26 protein-coding genes are annotated in these 25,038 nt (G+C 67.2%); 16 read left to right on the top strand and 10 right to left on the bottom strand.

What is annotated here, in order from left to right; translation table 11 throughout:
* Positions 1–16: 16 nt before the first annotated feature.
* Both MJ603_RS10275 and MJ603_RS10270 read right to left on the bottom strand, forming a co-directional pair.
* A complete protein-coding gene (locus MJ603_RS10275) occupies positions 17–1,471 on the bottom strand; it encodes an NAD(P)-dependent oxidoreductase (protein WP_243063617.1) in 1,455 nt (484 codons plus the stop codon).
* Between the two features lie 83 nt (positions 1,472–1,554).
* Positions 1,555–2,391 (bottom strand): DUF3097 domain-containing protein, encoded by an 837-nt coding sequence (locus tag MJ603_RS10270; protein ID WP_243063832.1) that lies wholly within the window; start codon positions 2,389–2,391, stop codon positions 1,555–1,557.
* 75 nt (positions 2,392–2,466) lie between these two features.
* On the opposite strand from MJ603_RS10270, the gene MJ603_RS10265 reads away from it, so the two are divergent.
* The 6 genes from MJ603_RS10265 (at position 2,467) to MJ603_RS10240 (ending at position 8,018) form a co-directional block, all read left to right on the top strand.
* Entirely contained in the window at positions 2,467–3,456 is a 990-nt protein-coding gene (locus MJ603_RS10265) for an SDR family oxidoreductase (protein ID WP_243063616.1), read from the top strand.
* 36 nt (positions 3,457–3,492) lie between these two features.
* The gene (locus MJ603_RS10260) at positions 3,493–4,194 is read left to right on the top strand and encodes an NAD(P)-binding domain-containing protein (protein ID WP_308220585.1); all 702 of its coding nucleotides are present in this window, start codon (positions 3,493–3,495) and stop codon (positions 4,192–4,194) included.
* A 133-nt stretch (positions 4,195–4,327) separates the two neighbouring features.
* The gene (locus MJ603_RS10255) at positions 4,328–5,134 is read left to right on the top strand and encodes an arginase family protein (RefSeq protein WP_243063831.1); all 807 of its coding nucleotides are present in this window, start codon (positions 4,328–4,330) and stop codon (positions 5,132–5,134) included.
* 34 nt (positions 5,135–5,168) lie between these two features.
* Positions 5,169–6,629 carry an NAD(P)/FAD-dependent oxidoreductase gene (locus tag MJ603_RS10250; RefSeq protein WP_279239135.1) on the top strand — a complete coding sequence of 487 codons (1,461 nt, stop codon included), beginning with the start codon at positions 5,169–5,171 and terminating at the stop codon, positions 6,627–6,629.
* Between the two features lie 13 nt (positions 6,630–6,642).
* A complete protein-coding gene (locus MJ603_RS10245) occupies positions 6,643–7,110 on the top strand; it encodes a Fe-S oxidoreductase (RefSeq protein WP_243063613.1) in 468 nt (155 codons plus the stop codon).
* Positions 7,107–8,018, top strand: coding sequence for an SDR family NAD(P)-dependent oxidoreductase (locus MJ603_RS10240; RefSeq protein WP_243063612.1), 912 nt, complete (start codon positions 7,107–7,109; stop codon positions 8,016–8,018). The genes MJ603_RS10245 and MJ603_RS10240 overlap by 4 nt, the downstream gene beginning before the upstream one ends.
* A 42-nt stretch (positions 8,019–8,060) precedes the next feature.
* Here the strand turns inward: MJ603_RS10240 and MJ603_RS10235 are convergent, their stop codons facing one another.
* Together MJ603_RS10235 and MJ603_RS10230 are read right to left on the bottom strand one after the other, a co-directional pair.
* Positions 8,061–8,534 (bottom strand): SIP domain-containing protein, encoded by a 474-nt coding sequence (locus MJ603_RS10235; protein ID WP_243063611.1) that lies wholly within the window; start codon positions 8,532–8,534, stop codon positions 8,061–8,063.
* 97 nt (positions 8,535–8,631) lie between these two features.
* A complete protein-coding gene (locus tag MJ603_RS10230; RefSeq protein ID WP_243063610.1) occupies positions 8,632–10,059 on the bottom strand; it encodes an amidase in 1,428 nt (475 codons plus the stop codon).
* Between the two features lie 79 nt (positions 10,060–10,138).
* Here MJ603_RS10230 and MJ603_RS10225 point away from each other — a divergent pair, with 79 nt between their 5' ends.
* From MJ603_RS10225 to MJ603_RS10215, 3 genes are read left to right on the top strand one after another with little or no spacing between them, the layout of a single operon-like run.
* Entirely contained in the window at positions 10,139–10,501 is a 363-nt protein-coding gene (locus MJ603_RS10225; RefSeq protein ID WP_243063609.1) for a GntR family transcriptional regulator, read from the top strand.
* A complete protein-coding gene (locus tag MJ603_RS10220) occupies positions 10,498–11,397 on the top strand; it encodes an ABC transporter ATP-binding protein (RefSeq protein ID WP_243063608.1) in 900 nt (299 codons plus the stop codon). Before MJ603_RS10225 ends, MJ603_RS10220 begins: the two co-directional genes overlap by 4 nt.
* Positions 11,394–12,161, top strand: coding sequence for a hypothetical protein (locus MJ603_RS10215; RefSeq protein ID WP_243063607.1), 768 nt, complete (start codon positions 11,394–11,396; stop codon positions 12,159–12,161). Before MJ603_RS10220 ends, MJ603_RS10215 begins: the two co-directional genes overlap by 4 nt.
* 240 nt (positions 12,162–12,401) lie before the next feature.
* Here MJ603_RS10215 and MJ603_RS10210 read toward each other — a convergent pair whose 3' ends face one another.
* The gene (locus MJ603_RS10210; protein ID WP_243063606.1) at positions 12,402–12,980 is read right to left on the bottom strand and encodes a GNAT family N-acetyltransferase; all 579 of its coding nucleotides are present in this window, start codon (positions 12,978–12,980) and stop codon (positions 12,402–12,404) included.
* A 62-nt stretch (positions 12,981–13,042) separates the two neighbouring features.
* Positions 13,043–13,918: an SDR family NAD(P)-dependent oxidoreductase gene (locus MJ603_RS10205; protein WP_243063605.1), complete on the bottom strand. Its 876-nt coding sequence runs from the start codon at positions 13,916–13,918 to the stop codon at positions 13,043–13,045.
* 59 nt (positions 13,919–13,977) lie between these two features.
* Between MJ603_RS10205 and MJ603_RS10200 the strand changes: the two genes are divergently transcribed.
* On the top strand, positions 13,978–14,709 hold the full coding sequence (locus tag MJ603_RS10200; RefSeq protein WP_243063604.1) for a TetR family transcriptional regulator: 732 nt from the start codon (positions 13,978–13,980) through the stop codon (positions 14,707–14,709).
* 117 nt (positions 14,710–14,826) lie between these two features.
* Here the strand turns inward: MJ603_RS10200 and MJ603_RS10195 are convergent, their stop codons facing one another.
* Genes MJ603_RS10195 through MJ603_RS10180 form a run of 4 tightly spaced genes read right to left on the bottom strand, consistent with a single transcriptional unit; the run spans position 14,827 to position 17,749 of the window.
* On the bottom strand, positions 14,827–15,477 hold the full coding sequence (locus MJ603_RS10195; protein WP_243063830.1) for a uracil-DNA glycosylase: 651 nt from the start codon (positions 15,475–15,477) through the stop codon (positions 14,827–14,829).
* Positions 15,478–15,518: 41 nt separating this feature from the next.
* Positions 15,519–16,238, bottom strand: coding sequence for a Type 1 glutamine amidotransferase-like domain-containing protein (locus MJ603_RS10190; RefSeq protein WP_243063603.1), 720 nt, complete (start codon positions 16,236–16,238; stop codon positions 15,519–15,521).
* A complete protein-coding gene (locus tag MJ603_RS10185; protein WP_243063602.1) occupies positions 16,235–16,966 on the bottom strand; it encodes a potassium channel family protein in 732 nt (243 codons plus the stop codon). Before MJ603_RS10185 ends, MJ603_RS10190 begins: the two co-directional genes overlap by 4 nt.
* Before the next feature lie 3 nt (positions 16,967–16,969).
* A complete protein-coding gene (locus MJ603_RS10180) occupies positions 16,970–17,749 on the bottom strand; it encodes an SDR family oxidoreductase (protein ID WP_243063601.1) in 780 nt (259 codons plus the stop codon).
* Between the two features lie 76 nt (positions 17,750–17,825).
* Here MJ603_RS10180 and MJ603_RS10175 point away from each other — a divergent pair, with 76 nt between their 5' ends.
* The 6 genes from MJ603_RS10175 (at position 17,826) to MJ603_RS10150 (ending at position 24,918) form a co-directional block, all read left to right on the top strand.
* Positions 17,826–18,992 carry an acyltransferase family protein gene (locus MJ603_RS10175; RefSeq protein ID WP_243063600.1) on the top strand — a complete coding sequence of 389 codons (1,167 nt, stop codon included), beginning with the start codon at positions 17,826–17,828 and terminating at the stop codon, positions 18,990–18,992.
* A gap of 113 nt (positions 18,993–19,105) precedes the next feature.
* On the top strand, positions 19,106–20,434 hold the full coding sequence (locus tag MJ603_RS10170; protein ID WP_243063599.1) for a bifunctional o-acetylhomoserine/o-acetylserine sulfhydrylase: 1,329 nt from the start codon (positions 19,106–19,108) through the stop codon (positions 20,432–20,434).
* A gap of 126 nt (positions 20,435–20,560) precedes the next feature.
* Positions 20,561–21,766: a homoserine O-acetyltransferase gene (locus MJ603_RS10165; RefSeq protein ID WP_243063598.1), complete on the top strand. Its 1,206-nt coding sequence runs from the start codon at positions 20,561–20,563 to the stop codon at positions 21,764–21,766.
* A 126-nt stretch (positions 21,767–21,892) separates the two neighbouring features.
* Positions 21,893–23,059 (top strand): sensor histidine kinase, encoded by a 1,167-nt coding sequence (locus tag MJ603_RS10160; RefSeq protein ID WP_243063597.1) that lies wholly within the window; start codon positions 21,893–21,895, stop codon positions 23,057–23,059.
* On the top strand, positions 23,056–24,201 hold the full coding sequence (locus tag MJ603_RS10155; RefSeq protein ID WP_243063596.1) for a hypothetical protein: 1,146 nt from the start codon (positions 23,056–23,058) through the stop codon (positions 24,199–24,201). The genes MJ603_RS10160 and MJ603_RS10155 overlap by 4 nt, the downstream gene beginning before the upstream one ends.
* Before the next feature lie 21 nt (positions 24,202–24,222).
* Positions 24,223–24,918 (top strand): response regulator, encoded by a 696-nt coding sequence (locus tag MJ603_RS10150; protein WP_279239134.1) that lies wholly within the window; start codon positions 24,223–24,225, stop codon positions 24,916–24,918.
* Positions 24,919–25,038: the final 120 nt, after the last annotated feature.

Raw genomic sequence — 25,038 nt, 5'->3', positions numbered from 1 at the left:
CCATTCTGCGAACCGCTCAGCCCGCGCCCTCCACCTGCGCCAGGAACGCGTTGCGCTCGGCCTGTTCCGCGTATCCGGCCGTGTCGGTGATGCAGTCGGGACACCAGTGCCCAGCGGTCAGAATCAGGCGCGGACTGCCGGTGAACTCGTGTCCGAACGCGCAGCGCCAGCTCAGCGGTGTGGCGGCATCCCCCGGAACCGGATCGGCGTCGAGCAGTTCGCCGCCGCGAAAGGCCGCCGCTTCGACGTAGTCGGATCTGGTCCAGTCGCCCGGCGCCTTCGATTCGTCGAACCCGTGGTCGAGGTACGTCGGCGTGCGGCTGGGCTCGAGGGGTGTGAAGGTCGACCAGTCACCGATGCGGCGCCAGTTCTCGAGCGAGCCGAAGAACGCGGCGATCCCCTGTTCATTCCCACCGCGCACAGCCGCCATCGTGCCCCGCTGCTTGTGGCTGAGGGGCTTCATCACCAACTGCTTCACGAGCCAGGGCGGAACGCTGCCCGCATGGCGAACGGATGCCGGTGCCTGCGCGACCGCGCGGGCGAGCGCGTCATCGAAGGTGTCCTCACGGAACGGAATGAGGCGCTCCAACCGATCGCTGTCGGTGAACCAGTGGCCGTGGAAATTCTTCAACGCGAACCAGTCCCGGTCGTACCATCGCGTGACATCCTGAACGCCCATGGCCGTAGCGATCGCCTCCAGCAGCTGCCAGTTGGTCAAGCGCCACCCCTCGCCGCCACCGATGTTGTAGATGTCGCCCCAGAATTCTGCCGGCAGATCCGGCTCGCACAGGTTCGCGACCAATCGTGCGGAGTCCTCGGCCGACGCCCACTCCAGCGCGCCGTCCAGCGGCGAGTGAGTCATGATCGGGTCGCGGATCTCGACCAACGCCGGATGGAAGATGCCGGTCTGGCGCAGCCACACCCATTTCGGCAGCCCTGAGTCCACCAGGGCCTTCTCTGCGACGACCTTCGTCTGGCCATATCCGTCGAACCGAGAGACGCGCAACGGGTCGCCCACTCGTCCCCAGTGGTGCGGCGGGTTGCGATCCCCGGTCTCGGCCACTGACCCGACGCCCACGACGCCGACCCTCGACGGATCGGGCAGGGCGGCGACCGCGGAAATGATGTTGTGCATTCCTCCGATGTTGACCAGCCTCGTCAGCTCAGGATGATCGTCGGCGAGTGGTGAGACGAGGCCGCCGAGATGCACCACCAGGTCGACGTCGGCCACGCAGGATGCCACAACCCCGTAGTCGGTGAGGTCGCCCCACACGATCTCGAGGTTGTCCATGTCGTCGAACTGCCGCAGGACCGTTCTGCTCTGCTCACCCGGCCGGCACAGTGCGATGACACACACGCGATCCGATCTCTCCCGCAGCTCCCGCAACGTGGCCCTGCCCCAGTTGCCGGTCGCTCCGGTCAGCAGCACGCGCGTGCGCTGATCACGTTGGTGAGCGTGGTCATCGGCCAACCGATCGTCCTTCCTCAGCGATGAGGATCCGTCGGGCAAACGCTACGCCTTGGCTACGGCACGCGGGCAGGCCAGCACCCGCGTCACTGGGTGACGAAGTCGATGAGCTCCTCCACCCGGCCGAGGAACGCGGGCTCCAGGTCTCGATACGTCGTCACCGTCGACAGGATGCGCTTCCAGGCCCGCGCGATATCGGCCTGATCCTCGTGCGGCCAGCCGAGCGACGCGCAGATGCCCTTCTTCCACTCGATGCTCCGCGGAATCGTCGGCCACGCCTTCATGCCGAGCCGCTCGGGGCGCACCGCCTGCCAGACGTCGATGTACGGATGCCCGACGATCAGCACGTGGGCGCCGTGCGGGCCGCTCGCCACGGCATCCGCGATCCTGGTCTCCTTCGAGCCCGGAACGAGATGATCGACGAGCACGCCGATGCGCTTCTGAGCTGTCGGATGCGTGTCGCGCATGATGCCCGCAAGGTCGTCGATTCCGCCCAGGTATTCGACGACGACACCCTCGACGCGCAGGTCGTCTCCCCACACCTTCTCGACGAGTTCGGCGTCGTGCCTGCCCTCCACGAAGATGCGGCTGGCGCGCGCGACTCTGGCCGGGGCATCCGTGACGCCGAACGATCCGGATGCCGTGCGCTTCGGACCCTGCCGCGTCGTCTTCGGTGCGGGTGCGACGAGCACGACGGGATTGCCGTCGACGAGGTATCCACCGCCGAGGGGGAAGGCGCGCACCTTGCCGTGCCTGTCTTCGAGCTGCACGAGCCTGTTCTCGATGCCGACGACGGCGCCGGTGTATCCGGAGTCGGCGAGCTCGACAACGAGATCGTTCTCCGCCGCCATCGTCTGAGGTTGCACCAGGCCACGCGCCCGCCAGTTGCCGGCGAGTACGTCGCCGCCGTATGGATCGTCGATTCTCACCCGTCAACGGTAGCGGCGCCATTGCCGGGCGCGACCCGGGCTCGCGGCACGGATGCCAGGATCGAGGTCATGACATCGAAGACGATTCTGTTCATCGGCGGCACCGGCACCATCAGCTCGGCGTGTGTGGCACGCGCGGTCTCGCGTGGGGCATCCGTCACCGTGCTCAACCGCGGCCACTCGCGCACCCGCCCGCTGCCGGAGGGGGTCGAGGAGCTGCAGGCCGACATCCGTGACGCGTCGTCGGTGGATGCCGCCCTCGGCTCGCGCGAGTTCGACGTCGTGACTGAATTCCTGGCCTTCACGCCGGAACATGTCGCGGCCGACGTCGCACGGTTCGCCGGCCGAACCGGCCAGTACGTCTTCATCAGTTCGGCGAGCGCGTATCAGACTCCCCCCGAGCGGATCCCGGTGACGGAGTCGACGCCGTTGCGCAATCCGTTCTGGAAGTACTCGCAGGACAAGATCGCCTGCGAAGACCTGCTGGTGCGGGAGTACCGCGAGAACGCGTTCCCCGCCACGATCGTGCGCCCGTCCCACACGTACGACCGCACGTCGATCCCGACGTCGGGGCACTGGACCGACATCGCCCGCATGCGCGCCGGCAAGCCGGTCGTGGTGCACGGCGACGGCACGAGCCTGTGGACCATCACGCACAACACCGACTTCGCCGTGGCGTTCGACGGACTGCTCGGCCGGCCCGAGGCCGTCGGCGACTCGTTCCACATCACGGGCGACCACGCCCCGACCTGGAACCAGATCTACACCTGGCTCGGGGAGGCCGCGGGTGTCGAGGCGAAGCTCGCGCACGTGGCATCCGACACCATCGCTCGCATCGCACCCGATCTCGGCCCAGGTCTGATCGGCGACAAGGCCCACTCCATGGTCTTCGACAACAGCAAGGTCAAGGCTCTGGTGCCCGAGTTCGCCACTACGGTGCCCTTCTCGCGCGGTGCCGAACAGATCATCGAGTGGTACGACGCGCACCCCGAGCAGCAGCGGTTCGACCCGGACCTCGACGCGGCGTTCGAACGGATGCTCGCCACGATTCCCGCCTGACCCCGCTGCACACGAGAGCGCTCGGCGCCGCACCACGTGCGGCACGAGTCACGAAGCGGACGAGGCGGGAATGATCGGCCGCGACCCGAGGTTTCCGCTGGCATGACGACTATCGGTTTCATCGGAGCAGGACACATCGGATCGCAGATCGCCCGCCAGGCGGTCGCCAACGGCTACGACGTGGTGCTGAGCAATTCGCGGGGTCCGCAGACATTGACGGATCTCGTCGCGGAGCTCGGGCCCAAGGCCCGCGCTGCGACCGCTGACGACGCGGCGGCCGCGGCGGACATCGCCGTTGTGACCATTCCGTTCACCGCCGTCGCCAAGGTTCCGGTGAAGCCGCTCACCGGCAAGCCCGTGATCGACACGAACAACTACTACTGGGAGCGCGACGGTCACGTCGCCGAACTCGACGACTTCTCCGAGACGAGCTCCGAGCAGTTGCAGCGCCATCTCGCCGGTTCCCACGTCGTGAAGGCCTTCAACCACATCTACGCGTCCGCGATCACCGACGAGGCACAGGATGCCGGCACAACCGGCCGCCGCGCCCTCGGGATCTTCGGGGATGACGACGCTGCAAAGGCGACCGTCGCCGCCTTCATCGATGAGATCGGCTTCGACACCGTCGACGGCGGTCCGCTGCGCGAGAGCTGGCGCATCCAGCGGGACACCCCGGCCTACGGCCCGCGCCTGACCGTGCCCGAGCTGCGCGAGGCGCTGGCGGCCGCCACGAAGTAGGAGACGCTGGCGGCCCCCTGGCGGCGCACCCGGCGGGGACGGGCGCGCAAGACAACCTGGCCCGGGCGTGCAGAATGGTGCAGTGCGCTTCCTGATCGTCCCGCAGTGGCAGGGCTCCAGTTCCTCGCGAGCGATGCAGCTCATCGACGGGGCGACGGCGATCGCCGGGGACCTGCCGGCGTCGGCGACGACGTTCGTCGATGTGCCGATGGAGGCCGGCGAATCGCTCGGCACGGGCGTGCAGCGTCTCTCCTCGATCGCAGCCGTACGTGACCGCGCCGCCCTCGCACTGGAGGTCCTCGCGGCGAGCGGAGACGATCCGGTCGTGACGATCGGCGGAGACTGCGGCTCCGACCTCGCAGGGGTGCAGCACGCGATCAGCGCGCGCGCGCCGGGCAGCGTGGCCGTGGTGTGGTTCGACGCGCACGGCGATCTGAACACGCCGGAGTCGTCGCCGACCGGCGCCTTCCACGGCATGGTCTTGCGAGCCCTGCTGGGAGAGGCGCCGGAGCCGCTCGCGGCCACCGGTGACGCCGCCATCACGCCCGAACGGGTCGTTCTGGCGGGAAGCCGGGAACTGGATGACGGCGAGCGGGCGTACATCGACGAGGCAGGCATCCGTTCGCTGTCTCCCGATGAGCTGCATGATCCCGACGAACTCGTGCGCGCCGTCGAAGCGACGGGCGCCGACGCCGTCTATCTGCACGTCGATCTCGATGTGCTCGACCCCGGCGCGATCGCCGGGGTGCAGTTCGCGGAGCCGTTCGGGCTCGCTCCCGATGAGCTGGTCGGCGCGATCACCGCTCTGCGCGCCCGCTTCGAGCTGGCCGGGGCTGCCATCACGGAGTTCGCGCCGAGGAGTCCGGATGCCGCCGACGACGATCTGCCCGTCATCCTGCGCGTTCTCGGTTCGCTGACGAAGAAGACTCCCGGCAGCTGAGCCGCATCGATTCGGGTCGCGCCGATAGTCTGCGATGGTGACTGAGATCGAATACGACGTCGTCGTGATCGGCGGCGGAGCCATCGGAGAGAACGTCGCCGACCGCGCCGTGCAAGGCGGGATGAAGACCGTGCTCGTGGAGTCGGAACTGGTCGGCGGTGAGTGCTCCTATTGGGCGTGCATGCCGTCGAAGGCTCTGCTGCGCAGCGCAGCTCTGCTGCGCGCCGCGCGCAATGTCGACGGGGCCAGCCAGGCCGTCACCGGCGAGCTCGACGTTGCGGGTGTGCTGCGCCGCCGCGACAAGGTGACCAGTCACTGGAAAGACGACGGCCAGGTCGAGTGGCTGAACGGCGCGAACATCGACCTGGTGCGCGGACACGCCCGCTTCACGGGCCCCAAGCGGTTGGAGGTGACGGGTACCGACGGCGAGGTCACCGTCATCACCGCCCGGCACGCTGTCGCCGTCTGCTCGGGTTCGGCGTCGTTGCTGCCCGACATCCCGGGGCTTCTGGATGCCGACCCGTGGACGAGTCGCGACGCCACCAGCGCACAGGAGATCCCCTCGTCGCTCGCGGTGATCGGCGGCGGTGTTGTCGCGGCCGAGATGGCCACCGCGTACGCGGGCTTCGGCACCGAGGTCACGGTGATCGCACGCAGCGGACTCCTCGGCAAGAACGAGCCGTTCGCCGGTGAGCTCGTGAGGGCTTCGCTCGAAGAGCTGGGTGCCAGCGTGCGCATCGGGGTCTCCCCGACCAGTGTCATCCGCGACGGCGACAGCGTCACCATCGCGCTCGACGACGGAACGACGATCGTCGCCGACGAGGTGCTCGTCGCAACAGGCCGCGTTCCGCAGACCCAGGACATCGGACTCGAGGCGATCGGACTGACCCCCGGTAGCTGGCTGACGGTCGACGACTCGCTGCGCGTGCTCGACGCCGACGGCGAGGTCTTCGACGGCGCCGGTGAGGATGCCTGGCTCTACGCGGTCGGCGACGTCACGCACCGAGCACTCCTCACCCACCAGGGCAAGTACGACGCCCGCATCGCAGGGGATGCGATCGCGGCAAGGGCGAACGGCAAGACTCTGACGCTGGCGCCGTGGTCCACGTACGCGGCGACCGCCGACCACGCCGCCGTTCCGCAGGTGACCTTCACCGATCCCGAGGTGGCATCCGTCGGACTGACCGCCGCGGAGGCCAAGAAGGCCGGCTTCCGCACCCGCGTGGTGGACTACGACATCTCGTGGGTCGCCGGCGCGACGATCTCCAGCGACAAGTACGTCGGCAAAGCGCGCATGGTCGTAGACGAGGACCGCAAGGTGCTCGTCGGCGCGACGTTCGTCGGTCTCGATGTCGGCGAACTGCTGCACTCCGCCACGATCGCTCTCGTCGGCGAGGTGACGATCGATCGGCTCTGGCATGCCGTTCCGTCGTACCCGACACTGAGCGAGGTGTGGCTGCGCCTGCTCGAGGGCTACGGCCGCCCCACCGAGTGACGCTCGCACGGTGATGCGCGATGGCGTGGGTGTGGGCCGAGGTGAGGCATCCGACCGTCCGGGCGACGGGGTGACGCAGACCGCGCGCGCGTTCGGCGGCCTCGCGTCATCGTTCGCCGCTTTGCCGAGGCAGTTCCTGCTCGATTCAGCGCTCTCGTACGTCGGGTACCGTTACGCCACGGCGGTGGGCTTCGTCTGGGGATTCCTCTGGAGCATCGGCCGCGTCGAGCGTCGACAAGGGCTGTGGGTGTTCCGCGGGATGCCGGCACGCACGTTCGGCCGAGGCGGATCGTGCATCGGTGGTTGCTACCTCACCGACCGGAACGTCACCGATGACGTGCTCGAACACGAGGCAGTGCACAAACGCCAGTGGCAGCGATACGGCATGCTCTTCCCTGTGCTGTATTTCGTGGCGGGACGCGACCCGCTGCACAATCGTTTCGAAATCGAGGCTGGCCTCGAGAAGGGCGGGTACCGATGAGCGAGGGTGCGCAGAGCGAGAGTGCTCAGAACGACGACGAGTCAGCCGTCGGCGTGCGAACGGTCGTGCTGACCGGCGCGAGCTCAGGCATCGGCGAGGTTGCCGCAGCCGCGCTCGCGGAGCAGGGCGCGCGAGTGATCGTCGTCGGTCGCAATGCGGAACGCACGAACGCCATCGCGGATCGGATCGGCGGCGAGGCCCTCCTCGCCGACTTCGAAAAGCTGGACGACGTGCGGGCGCTGGCATCCGATCTGCTCGAGAGATTCGACCGCATCGATGTGCTGGCGAACAACGCAGGCGGCCTGTACGGGACTCGCGAGGTCACGGTCGACGGACACGAGCGCACCTTCCAGCTCAATCACCTCGCACCGTTCCTGCTCACGTCCCTCCTGCGCGATCGACTTGTGGAGAGCGCGAAGGATGCCCCGGTGCGCGTCGTGAACACTGCGAGCATGGCGAACACATTCGGCAACCTGCGTCTCGACGACCTCGAGTGGGAGAAGCGCCCGTGGCGCGGCGGATGGCGGGCGTACGGCACCTCGAAGCTGGAGAGCATCCTGTTCACGCGCGAGCTCGCCGAGCGTCTGACCGGCACGGGTGTGAGCGCGTATTCGTTCCACCCGGGCACGATCGTGACGCGGTTCGGCGGTCAGTCACCACTGATCCGCTTCGGGCACGCCGTCACGGGCGGCCACTACGGACGGTCCCCTGAGGGCGGCGCCGGCCCTCTGCTCGCGCTCGTCGGTGACGTTCCGGTCAAGGCACCGTCCGGGACCTATTTCGACCGCTTCACGGCCGGCGGACGCGTGAACGCACAGGCTCTCAACCCTCAGCTGCAACGCGATCTCTGGGCAGCGACCGAGGCATCGCTCGGCATGGCGCCGTTCAATGGATTCAGCGCGTCCTGACGCGCACTGACATGCGTCGCGCGGTCGTGCGTCGGATCCCCGTCAGTTGGCGTTCGAACGACTGCCGAGGCCGAACGCGGCAGGTGTCACGATGTGTCCGGTCGGCATGTCCGCCTGACTGGTGAGCACTTCGTAGACCCCGCTCACGCCGGAGTACGACCCGGTGAGGATCGCCTGGGTCTCCCCCGGTCCGTCGCACAGCATCTCGGCACTCCACGCCCGCACCGCGCGACGCAGGGCTTGACCAGGCGCGCATGCCTCGCCCGTTCCGGCGCGTCCGGCACGCACGGAGCGCGGCAGCCACGTGACCGTCATGCGCATGGGCACCTTCAATGCGAAGACATCCTTCGGCTCCGGAACCTCGACGAACACGCGGCCCTTCGAGCACAACGGCAGGAGAGCCAGTTCGCTCTGCACCTGTGCGAGCGACGTCTCGTCCGCGGTCACGACGAACTGCACCCGGTCGTCGCGATGCGGCGTGGCCCCGGTGTGCGCTGTGTGGTCGTGTCCGTTCATGGTGACTCCAGTATAAGGGCAGCCTTACCTAAGGCCCGACCGCTCCAAGAGCTTGCACAGCCGACGCGGCGTTCGCAGCCGGGAGCACACGAGGGCATCACCAGATCGGCGGGCGGCGATCCTGCCAGCGCACGCGCCGCTGCAACTGGGCGCCGAGGGCGAGCAGCACGGCCTCGCCACCCGGGCGGCCGATGAGCTGCACGCCCATCGGCTGGCCGTCGGATGTCTGCGACACCGGCAGCACGATCGCCGGCAGGCCACTCACGTTCACCATCGACGTGAACGGGGTGTACTGAACCTGCTGGGCGAAATTGCGTTCGCCATCCATCTGGTCGTACCAGCCGATCGGTCGTGCACTCAGCGCGGTCGCCGGCGTGAGCACAGCGTCGAACGTCGACAGCTGCCGGATCAGCGAGCGCTCGAATGCGGTCAGCGCCGCGAGCGCGCCGCTGAGCTCCCGCGCATCCATCGCGCGCCCCTGCTCGACGAGCCACCTCGTCAACGGCTCGAGCAACTGCAGCGCGTCGCCCTCGGCTGGGATGCGCGCAGCGCCCGCCTTCCAGATCGACGTGAAGGCCGGAGCATACGTGGGATCAGGCTTCAGCGAGGTCTCCTCGATGCCGTGCCCGAACGACGCGAATTCGGCGATGGCGAGGTCGAGGGCGGCGAGGGCATCCTGATCGATCGTGATCTCGTAGTCGTCGTCCCACGCGCTCGTCGTCATGGCGCCGAGCTGAAATCTGCCCTCGCCGCGAACCGCGTATCCGAGGAATGCGGTATCGTCCTCCGGCGCCCGAACGGCGAACCGGTGGTCGACGCGGCCGTCGCGCCTGGCGATCATGCCGTCGAACAGCAGCGCCGCGTCTTCGACGGTGCGCGCGAGCGGTCCGTCGACGACGAGCCCGCCGAGCGACTCGAGGCCGCTTCCCGACGGCACGCGTCCGCGCGACGGTTTGAGGCCGACGAGACCGCATGCCGCTGCGGGAATACGAACGGATCCCCCGCCGTCCGAGCCGGGTGCGAAGGGCAGCATGCCGGATGCCACCGCTGCCGCAGCGCCCCCGCTGGATCCGCCTGCGCCCCGCTCGAGATCCCATGGGTTGCGCACCGGCGGCGCCACCAGCGTCTCCGTGTACGAGGGCAGTCCGAACTCCGGCGCCCCCGTCTTGCCAAGGCTGACGGCGCCTGCCGCGTCGAGATCGAGCACGATCTCATCCGACTCGTCAGGCACGTACCCGGTCAGCAGCCTCGAACCGAACCCGGCTGGAACCCCTGCGCGACGCCAGAGGTCCTTGTCGCCGATCGGCAGCCCCCACAGCTGTGCCGTGCGAGGGACGGATGCCTCGACGTACGCCGCTCGCTCGCGCGCGGCATCCGGCGTCACGGTCACGAACGCACCGATCTTCGGATTCAGCGACTCGATGCGGCCCAGGTAGTGGTCGGCGAGCTGGATGGGCGTCAGGTCGCCGCGCTGCAGAAGCGTCCACTGGTCGAGAGCTGTCAGATCGTGGATGTCGTCGGCCATGCCTCGAGCCTAGGGACGAAACCCTTGACGCGACTCCATTGGTTAGTTACTCTACTAATGAACCAAGCAAGGAGAGCCCGTGATCGATGAGGGCAAGCCGATCTTCCAGCAGATCGCGGAGCAGATCGAGAACGACATCATTTCCGGTGCCGTGGCCGAGGAGAGCCAGGTGCCGTCGACGAACGAGTTCGCGGTCTTCCACCGCATCAACCCCGCGACCGCGGGCAAGGGAGTCACGCTGCTCGTCGACGACGGCATCCTCTACAAGAAACGCGGCATCGGCATGTTCGTCGCCGCTGGAGCACGCGAACGGCTGATCGCCAAGCGCCGTGACAGCTTCCGATCCGACTTCTTGCTCCCGCTGATCGCCGAGGCGGAAAAGCTCGACATCTCACCAGCGCAACTCACCCGCATGATCACCAACGAAGGAGAAGCATCGTGACTCACGCGACCCCCGTGGTCGAGGTCAACGGACTCACCAAGCGCTTCGGAAACGTCGTCGCACTCGACGACGTGACCCTGAGCGTGCAGCCAGGAGCGATCACAGGATTGCTCGGCCGCAACGGTGCAGGCAAGACCACACTCATGCAGACCATCACCGGGCAGGACTTCGCCACCTCGGGCGACGTGCGCGTGTTCGGCGAGCACCCCGTGGAGAACGCCCGCGTTCTCTCTCGCGTCTCCTTCATCAAGGAGAGCCAGAAGTATCCGGACGAGTTCAGGCCGAAGCACGTGTTCAGGTGCGCCCCGTGGTTCTACGAGAACTGGGACGCCGAGTTCGCGGACCGTCTGATCGACGACTTCCAGCTTCCGGTGAATCGCAGGATCAAGAAGCTGTCGCGCGGGCAGCTCTCGGCCGTCGGCGTCATCGTCGGCCTCGCGGCCCGCACGCCACTGACGTTCTTCGACGAGCCGTACCTCGGCCTGGATGCCGTCGCCCGGCAGATCTTCTACGACCGCCTGCTCGCGGACTACGCCGAGCATCCGCGCACCGTCATCCTGTCGACACACCTCATCGATGAGGTCGCCAACCTGCTCGAACACGTGGTGGTGATCGACAAGGGCCGCATCATCATGGATGAGTCTGCCGAGACCGCTCGCGATTCAGCGACGACGATCGTCGGTCCCCGCAGTGCGGTCGAGGCGTTCATCGCCGACCGAACGGTGCTGCACCGCGAGGGGATCGGCGGACTGGCATCCGTCACCGTCGACCGGCTCGATGCCGACGAGCGACGGGATGCCGCGGCAGCGGGCCTCGAGCTCGCGCCCGTTTCCCTTCAGCAGCTCATCGTGCGCAGGACCAACTCCACAACAACGGAATTCGGAGCAGACTCATGACCGCCGTCAGCGCCGCCACCACCGTGGCCGATGAGATCACCGTGCCTGGGACGGCGAAGCGCATCTGGAGCATCGTGCGGCTGCAGTACGCCAACCGATTCAGCATGCTCGCCCTGCCGTGGATCATCATCGGCATCGTGTTCCTGGTGAACATGATCATCTGGATCTCGATCTACGCGTCCACTCACGAGCAGCTCACCGGAACCGAGTGGTCGGGCGCCACGGCGTACATCTACGTCTACATCGGTATCGCCGCCGTGCAGGCGATGAACCTCACGTTCCGTTTCGCGCTCGGCCTCTCGGCAACCCGCCGCGACTACTACCTGGGCACGTCGCTCGCCTTCATCATCCAGGCCGCGCTGTTCACGATCGTGCTGACCGTTCTCTCGTATGTCGAAGACTTGACGCACGGCTACGGCATCAGCGCGCACATGTTCAGCAATGTCTACTTCGGCACCGGCCCGCTGTGGGAGCGGCTGTTCAGCACGTTCGGGGCGTTCCTGTTCTGCTTCTTCCTCGGCGCCATCGCGGGCAGCGTCTTCGTTCGCTGGCAGGCGAACGGACTCTATGCGCTCGGCGCGATCGTCGCGCTGATCGTCGCGGCAGCCGTGGCCACCGCGACCCTGACGGGGTCGTGGCCGGCCGTCGGAACATGGTTCCTGGACGTGCGCGCGGTCGGAGTCGTCGCGTGGTTGCTGATCCCGACCGCTGTCGCCGCTGTCGTCGGATTCTTCGTGCTCAGAAGGGCGACGGCGAGGGCCTGATCGTGCCCGCGGAGACTGGACGAGGCCTGCCGCATCCTCTTCGGATGTCGGCAGGCCTCGATTCGTACAGCGTCATCTCGACCGCCTCTGGAGGCTTCCGGGCTGTGACGGTGCGATCACTGTATGCCCGGCCATAGGCATCCGTCAGCCTTTATTACGAATTGATAACGCGAATCGGGCGAACTCATAGAAACCGGGCCGGAATCGGACATTGCGTCCTCATTCGCGTGCGGGCAGCGCCTACTTCAGGCTCTTCTGCATCAGCACGGTTCCCAGCCATCTGCCGAACTTGAAGCCGACGTGGCCCATGCGCCCGATCTCCTTGAAGCCGAAGCGCTCGTGCATCGCGATGGATGCCTCCGCCCCCCTGTCGGCGATGACCGCGATCATCTCCTTCAGTCCGGCCTGCTTCGAGGCATCGACCAGCGCCCGCATGAGCGCCGTGCCCAGTCCCTTACCCGCGGATGCCTGCCCCAGATAGATCGAGTTCTCCACCGTGAAGCGGTACGCCTTCTTCTGCTTCCACGGCGTGACCAGCGCGTAGCCGAGAATCTGCTCGTTCGGCGACTCGGCCACCAGGAACGGCATGCCGAGCTTGCGCAGGTAGGCGTACTTCGACTTCCACTCCTTGAGCGTCGTCGTGTCCTCGTCGAACGTGACGGTGCTGTTCGTCACGTAGTAGTTGTAGATCTCGCGAATGTGCGGGAGGTCGGCGGGCCTCGCTTCGCGGATCTCGTAAGCGAACGGCGTCTCCGGCTCGGCAGGCTTGCGCAGATGCGGCGGGAGCCTGCGCCGTGTTTCGTATTCCTCTTCCAGCACCGATCCAGGGTAACCGTCGCGTGTTGCGTCGGCGTTACCGCTCCCCTGCGACCGTCAGCAGGTCAGGCGACGGGAGTCGCCGGTGGCGGGAAGTCCACCGGGTACGGCTCACCGAAGTCGGCCGAGCGGCTCACGTCCTGCCAGGCGAGGTCGCTCTCGAGCTGGGCACGATCGAAGGCCGCCGACATCCTGGCAGCGTTCGCACCGAGCGGGAGATTGTGCGGAAGGTCGTCGCGACGCGCCAACCGCACGAGGATGCCTGCCGCCCGCTCCGGGTCGCCTGCAGTGAGGTTCGGCGACGGTGCGTCCTGGCGGTATCGCGCTCCGATCGTCGATTCGTACTCCTCGGGCAGCGCATGCACCGTCATCGAACTGCCGGACCAATCGGTGCGGAATCCGCTCGGCTCGACGAGCAGCACCTTGATGCCGAACTGTTCGACCTCGGCGCGAAGCACGCGACTGAAGCCATCGATCGCGAACTTCGCCGCCTGGTACGAGGCGATTCCTGCCGATCCGCCGACGCGTCCACCCACCGATGAGAACTGCACGATGAGGCCGCCCCCTTGGGCCCTGAGCACCGGAATGACGGCCTTCGACACGTTGTACACGCCCCAGAAGTTGGTCTCGAACTGGGTGCGGAAGTCCTCGTCGTCCCCGGTCTCGACCGGCGCCACGTTGGCGTAGCCGGCGTTGTTGACGATCACGTCGATCCGGCCGAACGCTTCCCGCGCCTGAACGATCGCGGCCACCACACCTTGCCGGTCGGTCACGTCGAGCCCGATCGCGCGGATGCGATCTCCGAACTCCGCGACGAGATCGTCGAGCTGCTCCGGCCGCCTGGCCGTCGCAGCGACGGAATCCCCCGCTTCGAGGGCGGAGCGCACGAGTGCGCGACCGAAGCCGCGCGATGAACCTGTGATGAGCCATGTCTTCTGCATGACAGTTAGTAAAACACTGTTCTCTTAATTACGCAACTGTGTTGCGCTATGCTCGCTGCATGGCATCCAAGGCAGAGCAGGCGTCCGCGTCCGCGGACACGAGTGAGGACGCGGGGCCGAGCGCCGGGATCAACGTGGAATTCCAGCGCGCGCGCAGCCCGGAGGCGAAGCAGGCGCGCGAGGCGGCGATCATGGCGGCGGCGCGTGCGCTGACGGCCGAGCGGGGCATCCGCGACATCACGCTCACCGAGATCGCCGACGCGGTCGGCATGCACAAGTCGGCTCTGCTGCGCTATTTCGAGACGCGGGAGGAGATCTTCCTGCGCCTGACCGCTGACGGCTGGCGCGAGTGGTCGGCCGCCCTGCGCGCCGAGCTCGATGCGATGACCGACGCCGACCCGGATGCCGTCGCCGCAGCGATCGCCAGCACGCTGACTCAGCGCGGCAGGTTCTGCGACCTGCTCGCGCAAGCGCCGATGAACCTCGAGCGCAACGTGTCGTCGGATGCCGTTCGCCGCTTCAAGTACGTCACGCACGACGAGCTCGACGCGATCGTCGCCGCTCTGCGACGGCTCCTCCCCGGCCTCAGCGGCAGCGACGGGGTCGACATCATCGCCGCGACGACGGCGATGGCTGGCGCGTTCTGGCAGATCGCGACGCCGGGGCAGGAACTCGCGACGCTGTACCGCAGCGACCCGCGGCTCGCGCACGCGATCGTCGACGTCGAACCGCGCCTGCGTCGCATTCTCGGCGAGCTCATCACCGGCATGCTCGCCCGCCGCCCGCGCTGACGGCGAGACTGCACGCCCGCGCCCAGACGGAGGGTACTAACCGCGGTCTCGCCGCCGGCGTGCAGTCTGGCGGTCGGTGGGGTGGCGGGGCGTGGTCGCGTGGGGGCGGAGCGCCGGTCAGCGCAGGGACCAGTCGACTGGCTCGGCGCCTTGGCGTGCGAGCAGTTCGTTGGCCCCGCTGAACGGCTTCGACCCGAAGAAGCCACGATCGGCCGAGAGCGGACTGGGGTGCGGAGAGGTGATCACCGGGGTCGTGCCGAGCAGGGGGCGCAGGTTGGCGGCATCCCTCCCCCACAGGATCGCGACGAGTGGCGTTCTGCGCGCGACCAGCGCCCGGATCGCGTGCTCGGTCACCCGCTCCCAGCCGACTCCGCGATGCGAGCCGGCGGCACCGGGCCGCACGGTGAGCACCCTGTTCAGAAGCATGATGCCGTGCTCGCTCCAGGCGGTCAGATCCCCGTGCGGCGGCGGCTGGACGCCGAGGTCGGTGCGCAGCTCCTTGTAGATGTTCTGCAGGCTGCGCGGAACGGGACGCACGTCGCGTTCCACGGCGAACGACAGGCCGATCGGATGCCCCGGCGTGGGATACGGATCCTGCCCGACGATGAGCACGCGAACGTCGGCCAGTGGGTAGCGGAACGCGCGGAGCACGTTCGCGCCGGCCGGCAGGTAGTGGCGTCCCGAGGCGACCTCGCTGCGCAGCCAATCTCCCATCGCCGCGATGTCGCCGGCGACGGGTGCGAGTGCCTCGGCCCAGCCGGGATCCATCGATCCGTCGGCGGCCAGCTCGGTCAAGGTTTTCGCGGCGGTCACCGCATGCTCCGCACCAGAACCCCGCGTTCGTCACGGGTGAGCACCCACACCGTTCCGGCTCCGGCGACCCGCAACGGTCCGGTGCCGACGACGAGAACCGTCGATTCGTCGATCGCGACCGCCTCCTCGACGGCGCCGGAATCGACTGCGGCGATCGCCCGAGTGAGGTTGCCCCACTGCGCAGCGTGAACGTCGACCGTGACGTCGATCAGCCCGAGTCCGTCGACGATGGTGAGCTCGTCGAGGTCTTCAGCGGCCTCCTGGTCGCCGATCTCGATGCCGTCGATGCGCCATCCGCCGAGCAGAGCTCGATCGGGAGCGATCATCGCCCCGGCGGAGAAGCCGAGGTACGGCGTTCCGGCCTCCACTGCCGAGCGGATGCCTGCAGCCAGCGGCGCGATCGCCTCGAGATACGCGGGCGTCATGCCTCCACCCACCGCAATGCCGTCGGCACCGTCGATCGCGCCTGCCGGCATCCGCTCGCCCTCCGCGACGACGGTGTGCAGCACCTCGACGGATCCCGCGCGACCGAGTGCTGCCGTCAGGTTCGCGCCGTGGCCGGGATCGGCGTTCTCACGCACCGTCAGCAGGACGATGCGCGGCTGGCGCTCTTCCCCCGCGGCTTCGATACGAGCGACGCACTCGGCGACGAACGGCCCGAAGACGGCGGAATCGGTCTCGGGTCGATGCCCTCCCCCGACCAGATGGATGCTCACCGCTGTTCCTCCTCGTGCGTCTCGTCATTCGGTCCCCGCTCCTCATTCGGCCCCTGGTCGCTACGACCGTGCCGAGCGCGGCTCACCGTGTCGTTGAAATAGGACACGACGGTCGCGGTCGTCACGCCGACGATCAGAATGCCGCTGATCATGAGCAGCACCGCGAGAACGCGGCCGAAGGTCGTCACCGGCACCATGTCGCCGTAACCCACCGTCGCGATGGTCACCACCGCCCAGTAGAGGGCGTCCCCGAGGCTGACGATGGTTGCGCCGGGCGCGCCGCGCTCCGCGTGCACGACGGTGATGGCGATCATGTAGATCCAGAGGATCACGAACGCCAGAGCGTACGACACGAGTCTCGCGCGCACGGCCGCTCCCGTACGCCGGTTGAAGAATGGAATACGACGAAGTTCGCGCAACAGCCGAAATGGCCGGAACACGGGAACCGCCGCCCCCAGCAACTCCGGAACGTTGTGCCGCACGAACTCCCACTTGTGTTCAGAGAGCAGCAGACGCCCGACGTAGTCCGCGATGAACGCGGCCCAGATCAGCAGCAGCACAGTCCAGATCGCCACGAAGTAGGCGTTCTCCAGCGTCGGATCGAGGCAACGGATGCTGTACACGACGATGAAGACGACCGAGAGCACCAGGAACGGCCAGCTGCTGACCCGCTCCCACCGCTGCAGCGCGCGCTCGCGCGACGTGCTCGCCTGGGCCGCCTCCGGCATCCGTCAGTCCTCGCGCGCCACGCGCAACGGTCCGTGGTGGAACCGGTACGGCGCCGCTTGGGCGACCGGCTTGACGACGATCAGATCCACGTCGACGTGCGCTGGACGCTCCAGCGCGTTCACGATCGTGTCGGCGATGTCGTCCGCCGTCAACGGCTCGGGCACGTCGGCGTAGACGGCGTCGGCGCGCTCCTTGTCGCCGTCGAACCGGTTCAGCGAGAAGTCGGTGCGCACCATGCCCGGCGCCACCTCGATCACCCGGATCGGCTCGCCGTTCAGCTCGAGCCTGAGCACCTCCGTCAGCGCGCGCTCCGCGAACTTGGCTGCGTTGTAGCCGGACCCGCCCACGTACGCGATGTGCCCTGCGATGGACGTGACGTTCAGGATGTCGGCATGCCCGGTCTGCTCAGCCCCCGCGCGGAGGATCGGGAGCAACGCCGAGATGACGCGCTTCGTGCCGAGCACGTTCACCTCGTACATCCAGATCCAGTCGTCGACGTCGGACTTCTCGACCGAGTCCAGTCCGCGTGCCCCGCCGGCATTGTTCACGAGGGCGTGGGCGCCGCCGGTCGCGACGACGTGATCGCGCAGAGCATCGACATCGGCCTGCTTCGACACGTCGGCGGTGAAGGCCTCAGCCCCCGTTTCCTCAGCGATCGTCTTCAGCTTCTCCGTGCTGCGAGCGACGGCGATGACGTCCCAGCCGCCCGCCCGCAACAGACGCACCGTCGCCTCGCCGATGCCCGAACTCGCTCCCGTCACCACTGCGCGTCTAGATGCCATGCCCACCATTCTGTCCGCCGTCAAGCCCTCCCGTCGACATAGCCGATGGATAGCACAGCGTCATACGCTGGATCGGATGACGATCGCCGAACGAATCAAGACGACGACGCCGCGCAGGGCCAGACTCGCGTACTGGGACAACGCGCGATGGCTGGCGATCACCCTCGTGGTGATCGGGCACGCGATCCTGAAACTGATCGCGGATTCGGATTCCGCCTACACGGCCTACCTCTTCATCTACCTCTTCCACGTGCCGGTCTTCGTCACGGTGTCCGGCTATTTCGCGAAGTCGCAGCCTCCCGGCTACCGCGGCCTCAAACGGCTGCTCACCGACATCGTCTTCCCGTACATCATCTTCGAGACGGTGTGGAGCCTGATCAACTGGTGGGGAACCGGAAAGTTCAGTCTCGACTACACGACCGCGAGCTGGACACTGTGGTTCCTCATCGCCCTCGGCGTCTGGCGGGTGGCGTTGCCCTATCTGGTCATGCTGCGGTACCCGATGGTCTTCGCCCTCGTCATCTCCGTCGCCGCCGGGTACCTCGACAACGTCGATAGCACGCTCGCACTCGCCCGCACCGCCGGGCTGCTGCCGTTCTTCGTCTTCGGCTGGAAGCTGCGCCGATTCAGCGGCACGAGACGCTGGCTGGAGCTGAGGTCCGCTGTCGCCTGGCGATGGCGGGCAGGGGCGATCGTGCTTTTCGGACTCGTGCTTCTGTTCCTCGCCCTGTACATCGATGTGTGGCGCGATCTGCTGATCCGCCGCTTCCTGCTCTACGACGAGCAGTACGACTCGTTCGGGTACGAGCAGTGGTGGGCGGGTGCCGTGCGCCTGCTGATGATCGCCATCGGCATGCTGCTCACCATCGCGTTCCTCACGTTGATACCGCGCAGGCGCGTCGTGTTCACCGCCTGGGGCGCCGCGACGATGTACATCTATCTGCTGCACAGCTTCTTCCTTTATCCGCTTCGACAGTTCGGACTGCTCGACCACCAGAAGTCGCCGTGGGTGCTTGTCGGCATGATCCTGCTGGCGATCGCGATCTCCGCGTTCCTGGCCCAGCCGTTCATCAAAAAAGCGTTCCACTGGGTCATCGAGCCCGACTTTCCCTGGCTGTTCCGAAAACAGGCGCTCGCACAGATCCCTCCACCCAGCGCGCCGGATGTTCCGGTGCCGCCCGGCACTCTGCTGATCGACGCCGAGCCGAGCGAGGGAGAAAGACATCCGCACGCCCGTCTCTGACGGTTACGTCGTGTTGCAGTCGTTTTGGGCGCAGGATGCCCGATGCCTACCCTTGTGTCAACATCGACGCGGATGCGCGCCGATGCCTCCCAAGACATCACCTGGAGAGAATCATGACCGACGCCGACCAGTGGCAGTTCGAGACCAAGCAGATCCACTCCGGCGCTGCGCCCGATCCGGTGACCAACGCCAGGGCGACGCCGATCTACCAGACCACGTCGTATGTGTTCAATAACTCGGACCATGCGAAGAATCTCTTCGCCCTCGCCGAGTTCGGCAACATCTACACACGCATCCAGAACCCGACGCAGGCCGTCGTCGAGGAGCGGGTCGCAGCCCTCGAAGGAGGCACCGGCGCACTCCTGCTGGCCTCCGGCCAGTCAGCCTCCACGTTCGCGGTGCTCAACATCGCTCAGGCCGGCGATCACATCGTCTCGTCGAGCTCCATCTACGGCGGCACCTACAACCTCTTCAAGTACACGCTGGGCAAACTGGGTATCGAGACCACGTTCGTCGAGAACCAGGACGACCCTGAGGAGTGGCGTCGCGCCGTCCGCCCGAACACGAAGCTGTTCTTCGCCGAGACCGTGGGCAACCCGAAGATCAACATCCTCGACATCGAGACCATCGCGGGCATCGCACATGAGAACGACGTGCCGCTGATCGTCGACAACACCATCGCGACTCCGTACCTGATCCGTCCGTTCGAGCACGGTGCCGACATCGTGGTGCACTCCGCCACGAAGTTCCTCGGCGGCCACGGCACCACCATCGGCGGTGTGCTGGTCGACGGCGGAACCTTCGAGTGGTCGAAGCACGTCGACAGGTTTCCTGGCCTCACCGAACCCGACGAGTCCTACCACGGCGTCAGCTACACGCAGGCCGTCGGCGACGGACTCGCCTACATCATCAAGGCCCGCGTGCAACTGTTGCGCGACCTGGGCTCCGCCATCGCGCCGAACAGCGCGTGGCTGCTCATCCAGGGCATCGAGACGCTGTCCCTTCGCGTGGAGCGTCACGTGCAGAACGCACAGGAGATCGCCGAGTTCCTCGAGAGCCACCCCGACGTGGCATCGGTGAACTACTCGGGCCTGCCGACGAGCCCGTGGTACGCGGCCGCCAACAAGTACGCCCCGAAGGGCGTCGGCGCCGTTCTCTCGTTCGAGCTCAAGGGCGGTGTGGATGCCGGCCGCGCGCTGGTCGACAACCTCACGCTGTTCAGCCACCTGGCCAACATCGGCGATGTGCGCTCACTGGTCATCCACCCGGCATCGACGACGCACTCGCAGCTCTCGCCTGAGGAGCAGCTGACCGCGGGCGTGACGCCCGGCCTGGTACGGCTCTCGGTCGGACTCGAGAACGTCGACGATCTGAAGACCGACCTCGAGGCCGGTCTCGCCGCGGCCCGTGCCGTCGCGCAGTCCGACACGGTCACGGCGTAACACCCGCACGCGAAAAGGACCCGGCGTCGGCCGGGTCCTTTTCGCGTGCTCGGCACGTGCCGACATCACGTTCTCGCCGTAACACGGCACGGCGCCGCCGCTTCAGCGGCGAGAATTGATCTCACCATGGACTGGCAGACCTCAGAAGACACGGTGCCGTCGAGTTTCATCACCGACGCGCAGGCTCGTTCGCTGCTGGGCAAGCCGCGCGCGAGCGGCGCATGGCGCGAGGGCGACCCGGTGGGTGAACGCACGTTCGCACGCATCGGCCCCGTCGCCTTCGAGAGCGGCCGATCGCTGTCGAGCGCGACGATCGCGTACGAGACGTGGGGAACTCTCAACGAGGCACGTGACAACGCCGTGCTCGTGCTGCACGCGCTCACGGGCGACAGCCACGTGCTCGGCAAGGCCGGTCCCGGGCATCCGACGTCCGGCTGGTGGGGCGGAGTCGTCGGTCCCGGTCTCCCCGTCGACACCGACCGCTGGTTCGTGGTCGCCCCGAACATGATCGGCGGATGTCAGGGCTCGACCGGGCCGGCATCCCTCGCGCCGGACGGCATCGAGTGGGGCCCGCGCTTTCCGTACACCACCATTCGCGACCAGGTGAACGCGCAGGCCGCGTTCTCCGACGCGATCGGCGTCGATCGCTGGGCTGCGGTGATCGGCGGGTCGATGGGCGGCATGCAGTCCCTCGAGTGGGCGATCAGTTTTCCGAACCGGCTGGAGCGAGTGGCCGTGGTCGCTGCTCCCCCGTTCTCGACCGCCGACCAGATCGCACTCAATTCGGTGCAGATCGAAGCGATCCGCACCGACCCGCAGTTCCGGGCCGGTCGCTACTACGATGCCGACGATGGCGACGGACCGCACGCCGGGCTCGCCCTGGCCCGCCGCATGGCACTGCTCAACTACCGCAGCGCCAACGAGCTGAACGAGCGCTTCCAGCGCAGCTGGCAGAGCGGTATCAGCCCGCTCGGAGCAGGCGGACGATTCGCCGTCGAGTCGTATCTCGACTTCCACGGCAACAAGTTCACCCGGCGCTTCGACGCGAACAGCTATATCACCGTGGTGAACGCCATGACCTCCCACGACATCGGACGCGGACGCGGAGGCGTGGACGCCGCGCTCGGCCGAGTCACAGCGCGCTCGCTCGTTCTCGGCATCGACAGCGACCGCCTCTACTCGGTCGACGGCCAGCGTGTCATCGCGGCCGGGCTGACCTCGAGCATCCACGGCGGGCATCCGATCGAGATCCACTCCCCGTTCGGCCACGACGCATTCCTGATCGAAGACGACTTGATCGGCCCTCCGATCCGCTCTCTGCTGGAGTCCTGAGCCGCCGGGCCTCGCGGTCCGATCACGCCGAACACCGCTGAGCGTGAGAAAGTGTCATTCGGGGCCCAACGTGTGGGCGGGCTCTCTGGTCGCGCCATCGGGGCGCAGGGACCATCCGGAGGACCGATGACGCGCACCGTCGAGCAGCGTGACCGCATGCTGGGATCCGCGGCGAGCCTGGTGATCATCCTCAACGCCGCGGGTGCCGCGATCTGCGCCGTCGTGCCGGGCGTGCTCCCCCAGCTCGAGTCCACCATCAGCGTGGTCGCACTCTGCTTGCTGCTCATCGCCGCCGGCGTGTATCTGGAGCGCAGACCGTCTCCGATTCCCGTCGTCGTGGCGCTCGCGACGTCCGCGATCGCCATGGGGGTCGTCGCGCTCACCTCGGGAGTGCACGGCGCCGGCGCGGCATCCGTCGTCGCCCTGCTCACCGCCGCGAGCGCGGGCTCGGCGTTTCTGCTCGCCGTTGATGCCCAGCGCCGCATCATCTTGATCGTCGCCTTTCTCGGCGTCTTCGCCATCGTCGTGCCGACGACGCTGACCATCGGCAGCAATCTGATCACCATGCTGTTCGTCACGATCGGCAGCTGGGCGTTCTGCGCCGGTATCGGCGTGTGGGTCGCACACGTCGTGCCTCGTACTGTCGAGCGCATCGAGGGCATGAGCGACGCCTACCGCACCGAACGCCAGGCGAGCGAGCTGGAGGCACGACGCAGGCAGAGTGCCAGGCTGCTGCACGACACCGTGCTCGCCACGCTGACACTGCTCGCGCACTCCGGTCGCGGCGTCGGCGAGCAGGCCCTGCGCGCCCAGGCTGCAGAGGATGCCGCTCTGCTGCGGCAACTCCGGCTCGGTTACACACCGGATCCCGCTTCGTCCGGCGATTACCACCTGCGCCAGGTGCAGGAATCCACGCTCGGCAACACGCTCGAGACGGTGAAGCAGCGGTTCAAGCGCATGGGACTCGACGTCGCCTGGCACGGAACGGGGCACGTCCTCCTCCCCGCAGAGACGCTCGACGCGTTCCTGCTCGCGCTCGCCGAATGCCTCGAGAACGTGCGCAGGCACTCCGGGGAGACGCAGGCGCACGTGACCATCACCGACGACGACGTCACGGTACGGGCCATGATCACGGACTCGGGCGTCGGATTCGATGTCGGCGCGGTCTCTCCTGGACGCCTCGGTTTCACCGAATCGATCGTCGCGCGCGTTCGCGATGTCGGAGGCAACGCCCGCCTGTTCAGCGCGCCTGGTTCCGGAACGACCGTCGTGCTGGAGGTGCCGAAGCAATGAGCAGACTCGACGCACGTGCGACGCACGTCTACACCGGCGTGGCCCAGCTGCGCAAAGGCACCATGGTCGTCGCCGATGCTCTCGTCGTCGCTTCGTTGCTGCGGTTCCTCTACTTCGGGCGGTTCTATCCGCATCTCTGGCTCGGCATCGTGGCTATCGCGTTCCTCGTGGTCGTCGCCTTGCTGATGTGGTTCATGCCGACTGCCAGAGAGGTGCCGACCGAGCAGGGGCGTTTCATCGGTCTGATGGCTGCGTGTGCGATCATCACGGGCCTCGACCTCGCCGGGGCATGGGCTCCCGGCTCGATGCCGGTCTTCCCCGTCACCTGCATCGGGGTCGGAGGGCTGCTGCTCGCGGCCGTCACCACGCGACCGCCACGAGACATCCTGGTCGCGACCGGGGTGTTCGGCGGCATTCTGATCATCGTGATGGGCCTGCAGGTGGCAGAAGCGGTGTCTGCCGTCCCTCGGTTCGCGTTCGTGGTCATCGCCTGTGCTCCTCCGCTCGTGGGGGTCGCGCTCGTGCGGTCGTTCCGTTCCATCGTGCAGTTCCACTCCGAGATCGCGCAGACCCAGAGCACGACGACCACCGACACCGCTGTCGGGATGTTGGCATCCGAAGAGCTGGAGCGGCTGGACCTCGCGGCCGAGCAACTCCTGGAGTATGTCTCGGCCGGCCACGCGGAACTGCCGCTCGACGAGGAGACGGCCTCAAGGGCATCCGCGCTGGCGACCCAGTTGCGCCTGCATCTGGTGGATGACCGCAGACAGACCTGGCTGCATCACGCCGTCAGCGAGTCGGCCGTGCTCGATCCAGTGGCTCATATCGACGACCCTGACGGGCTCGCCGCGTCGCTCTCCGCTCGCCAGCGCGACGGACTCTTCTCCGCCATCTGGATGCTCGTCGGCAGCCCGTCGAGAAGTACGACATCGCTCGTCATCAGCATCTCTCGAGGCGCGGATGCCGGGCCGCACGTGCACAGTCTGCGCGTGCTGATCGAGGCGACAGGCGTTCCGCGCCGACAGATCGATCCCTCGGCGTGGCAAGCTATTCGCAGAGTCGGGCGATACACCGAGACCGGTTCATCCGCTATGGTGCGGATTGAGGTGGACTGCCTTGTCGATGCAACTGAGGATCGATGACGCGGCACACAGCAGGTCGCGATGCGACGACTCGTCGTCGAAGAAGGTAGAGACAAGAGCGTGAAGGAATCAGGCGCAGACCCGATCAAGATCGCCATCGTTGACGATCACCGCATGCTGCTGGGAGCACTCACCGAGTGGATCAGGGGCGCGGCGGACGACATCGAGATGGTCGCAGCCGTGGCAACCTGGCCGGAGTTGCTGACCCACGAGGCGTTCCCCGTCGATGTGGTGCTGCTCGACCTCGATCTCAAGGACAACATCCCCGTCTCGATCAAGCTTCAGGCGCTGAAGGCGGCCGGCGTGCCCACCATGCTGATGAGTGCATACTCCGATCCGAACGTGGTTCGCGAGGCGCTCGCCGCCGGGGCTGCCGGCTACCTCGTGAAGAGCGAGAACGCCGACATGATCGTCGAGGCGATTCGCGCGGCGGCACGAGGCGACTCGTTCATCTCCGAAGAGCTCGACATCGCACTCAGCCAGAGCACGACGGGCTCGCCCAAGCTCAGCGCGCAGGAGCGTCGCGTGATGGCCCTCTACGGTGCCGGCGAGCCCGTGAAGTCCGTGGCGTTCAAGCTCGGCATCTCCGATGAGACGGCCAAGAGCTATCTCAAGCGCATCCGTGAGAAGTACCGCGTCGCCGGGTACGACGTCGGCACCAAGGTTGCGCTGCGCAAGCGCGCGATTCAGGACGGCATCCTGCTGCAGAACGATTGAGCCGAGTCTTCGCCGTCGTTCCACCCCGTGGCGCAACACCCCCTTGTGGCGTGCTGGATTTCGGAGATACGCCGCGCTCGCCGGCGTGTCGTGGTCCATTCGCGGCGTGTCGCCGCGAAT

It is taken from the genome of Humibacter sp. RRB41 (genome assembly GCF_022761015.1).
Taxonomy (GTDB): domain Bacteria; phylum Actinomycetota; class Actinomycetes; order Actinomycetales; family Microbacteriaceae; genus Humibacter.
Note: the sequence above shows the minus strand (reverse complement) of the source record. Positions and strands in the feature narration are given on the sequence as shown.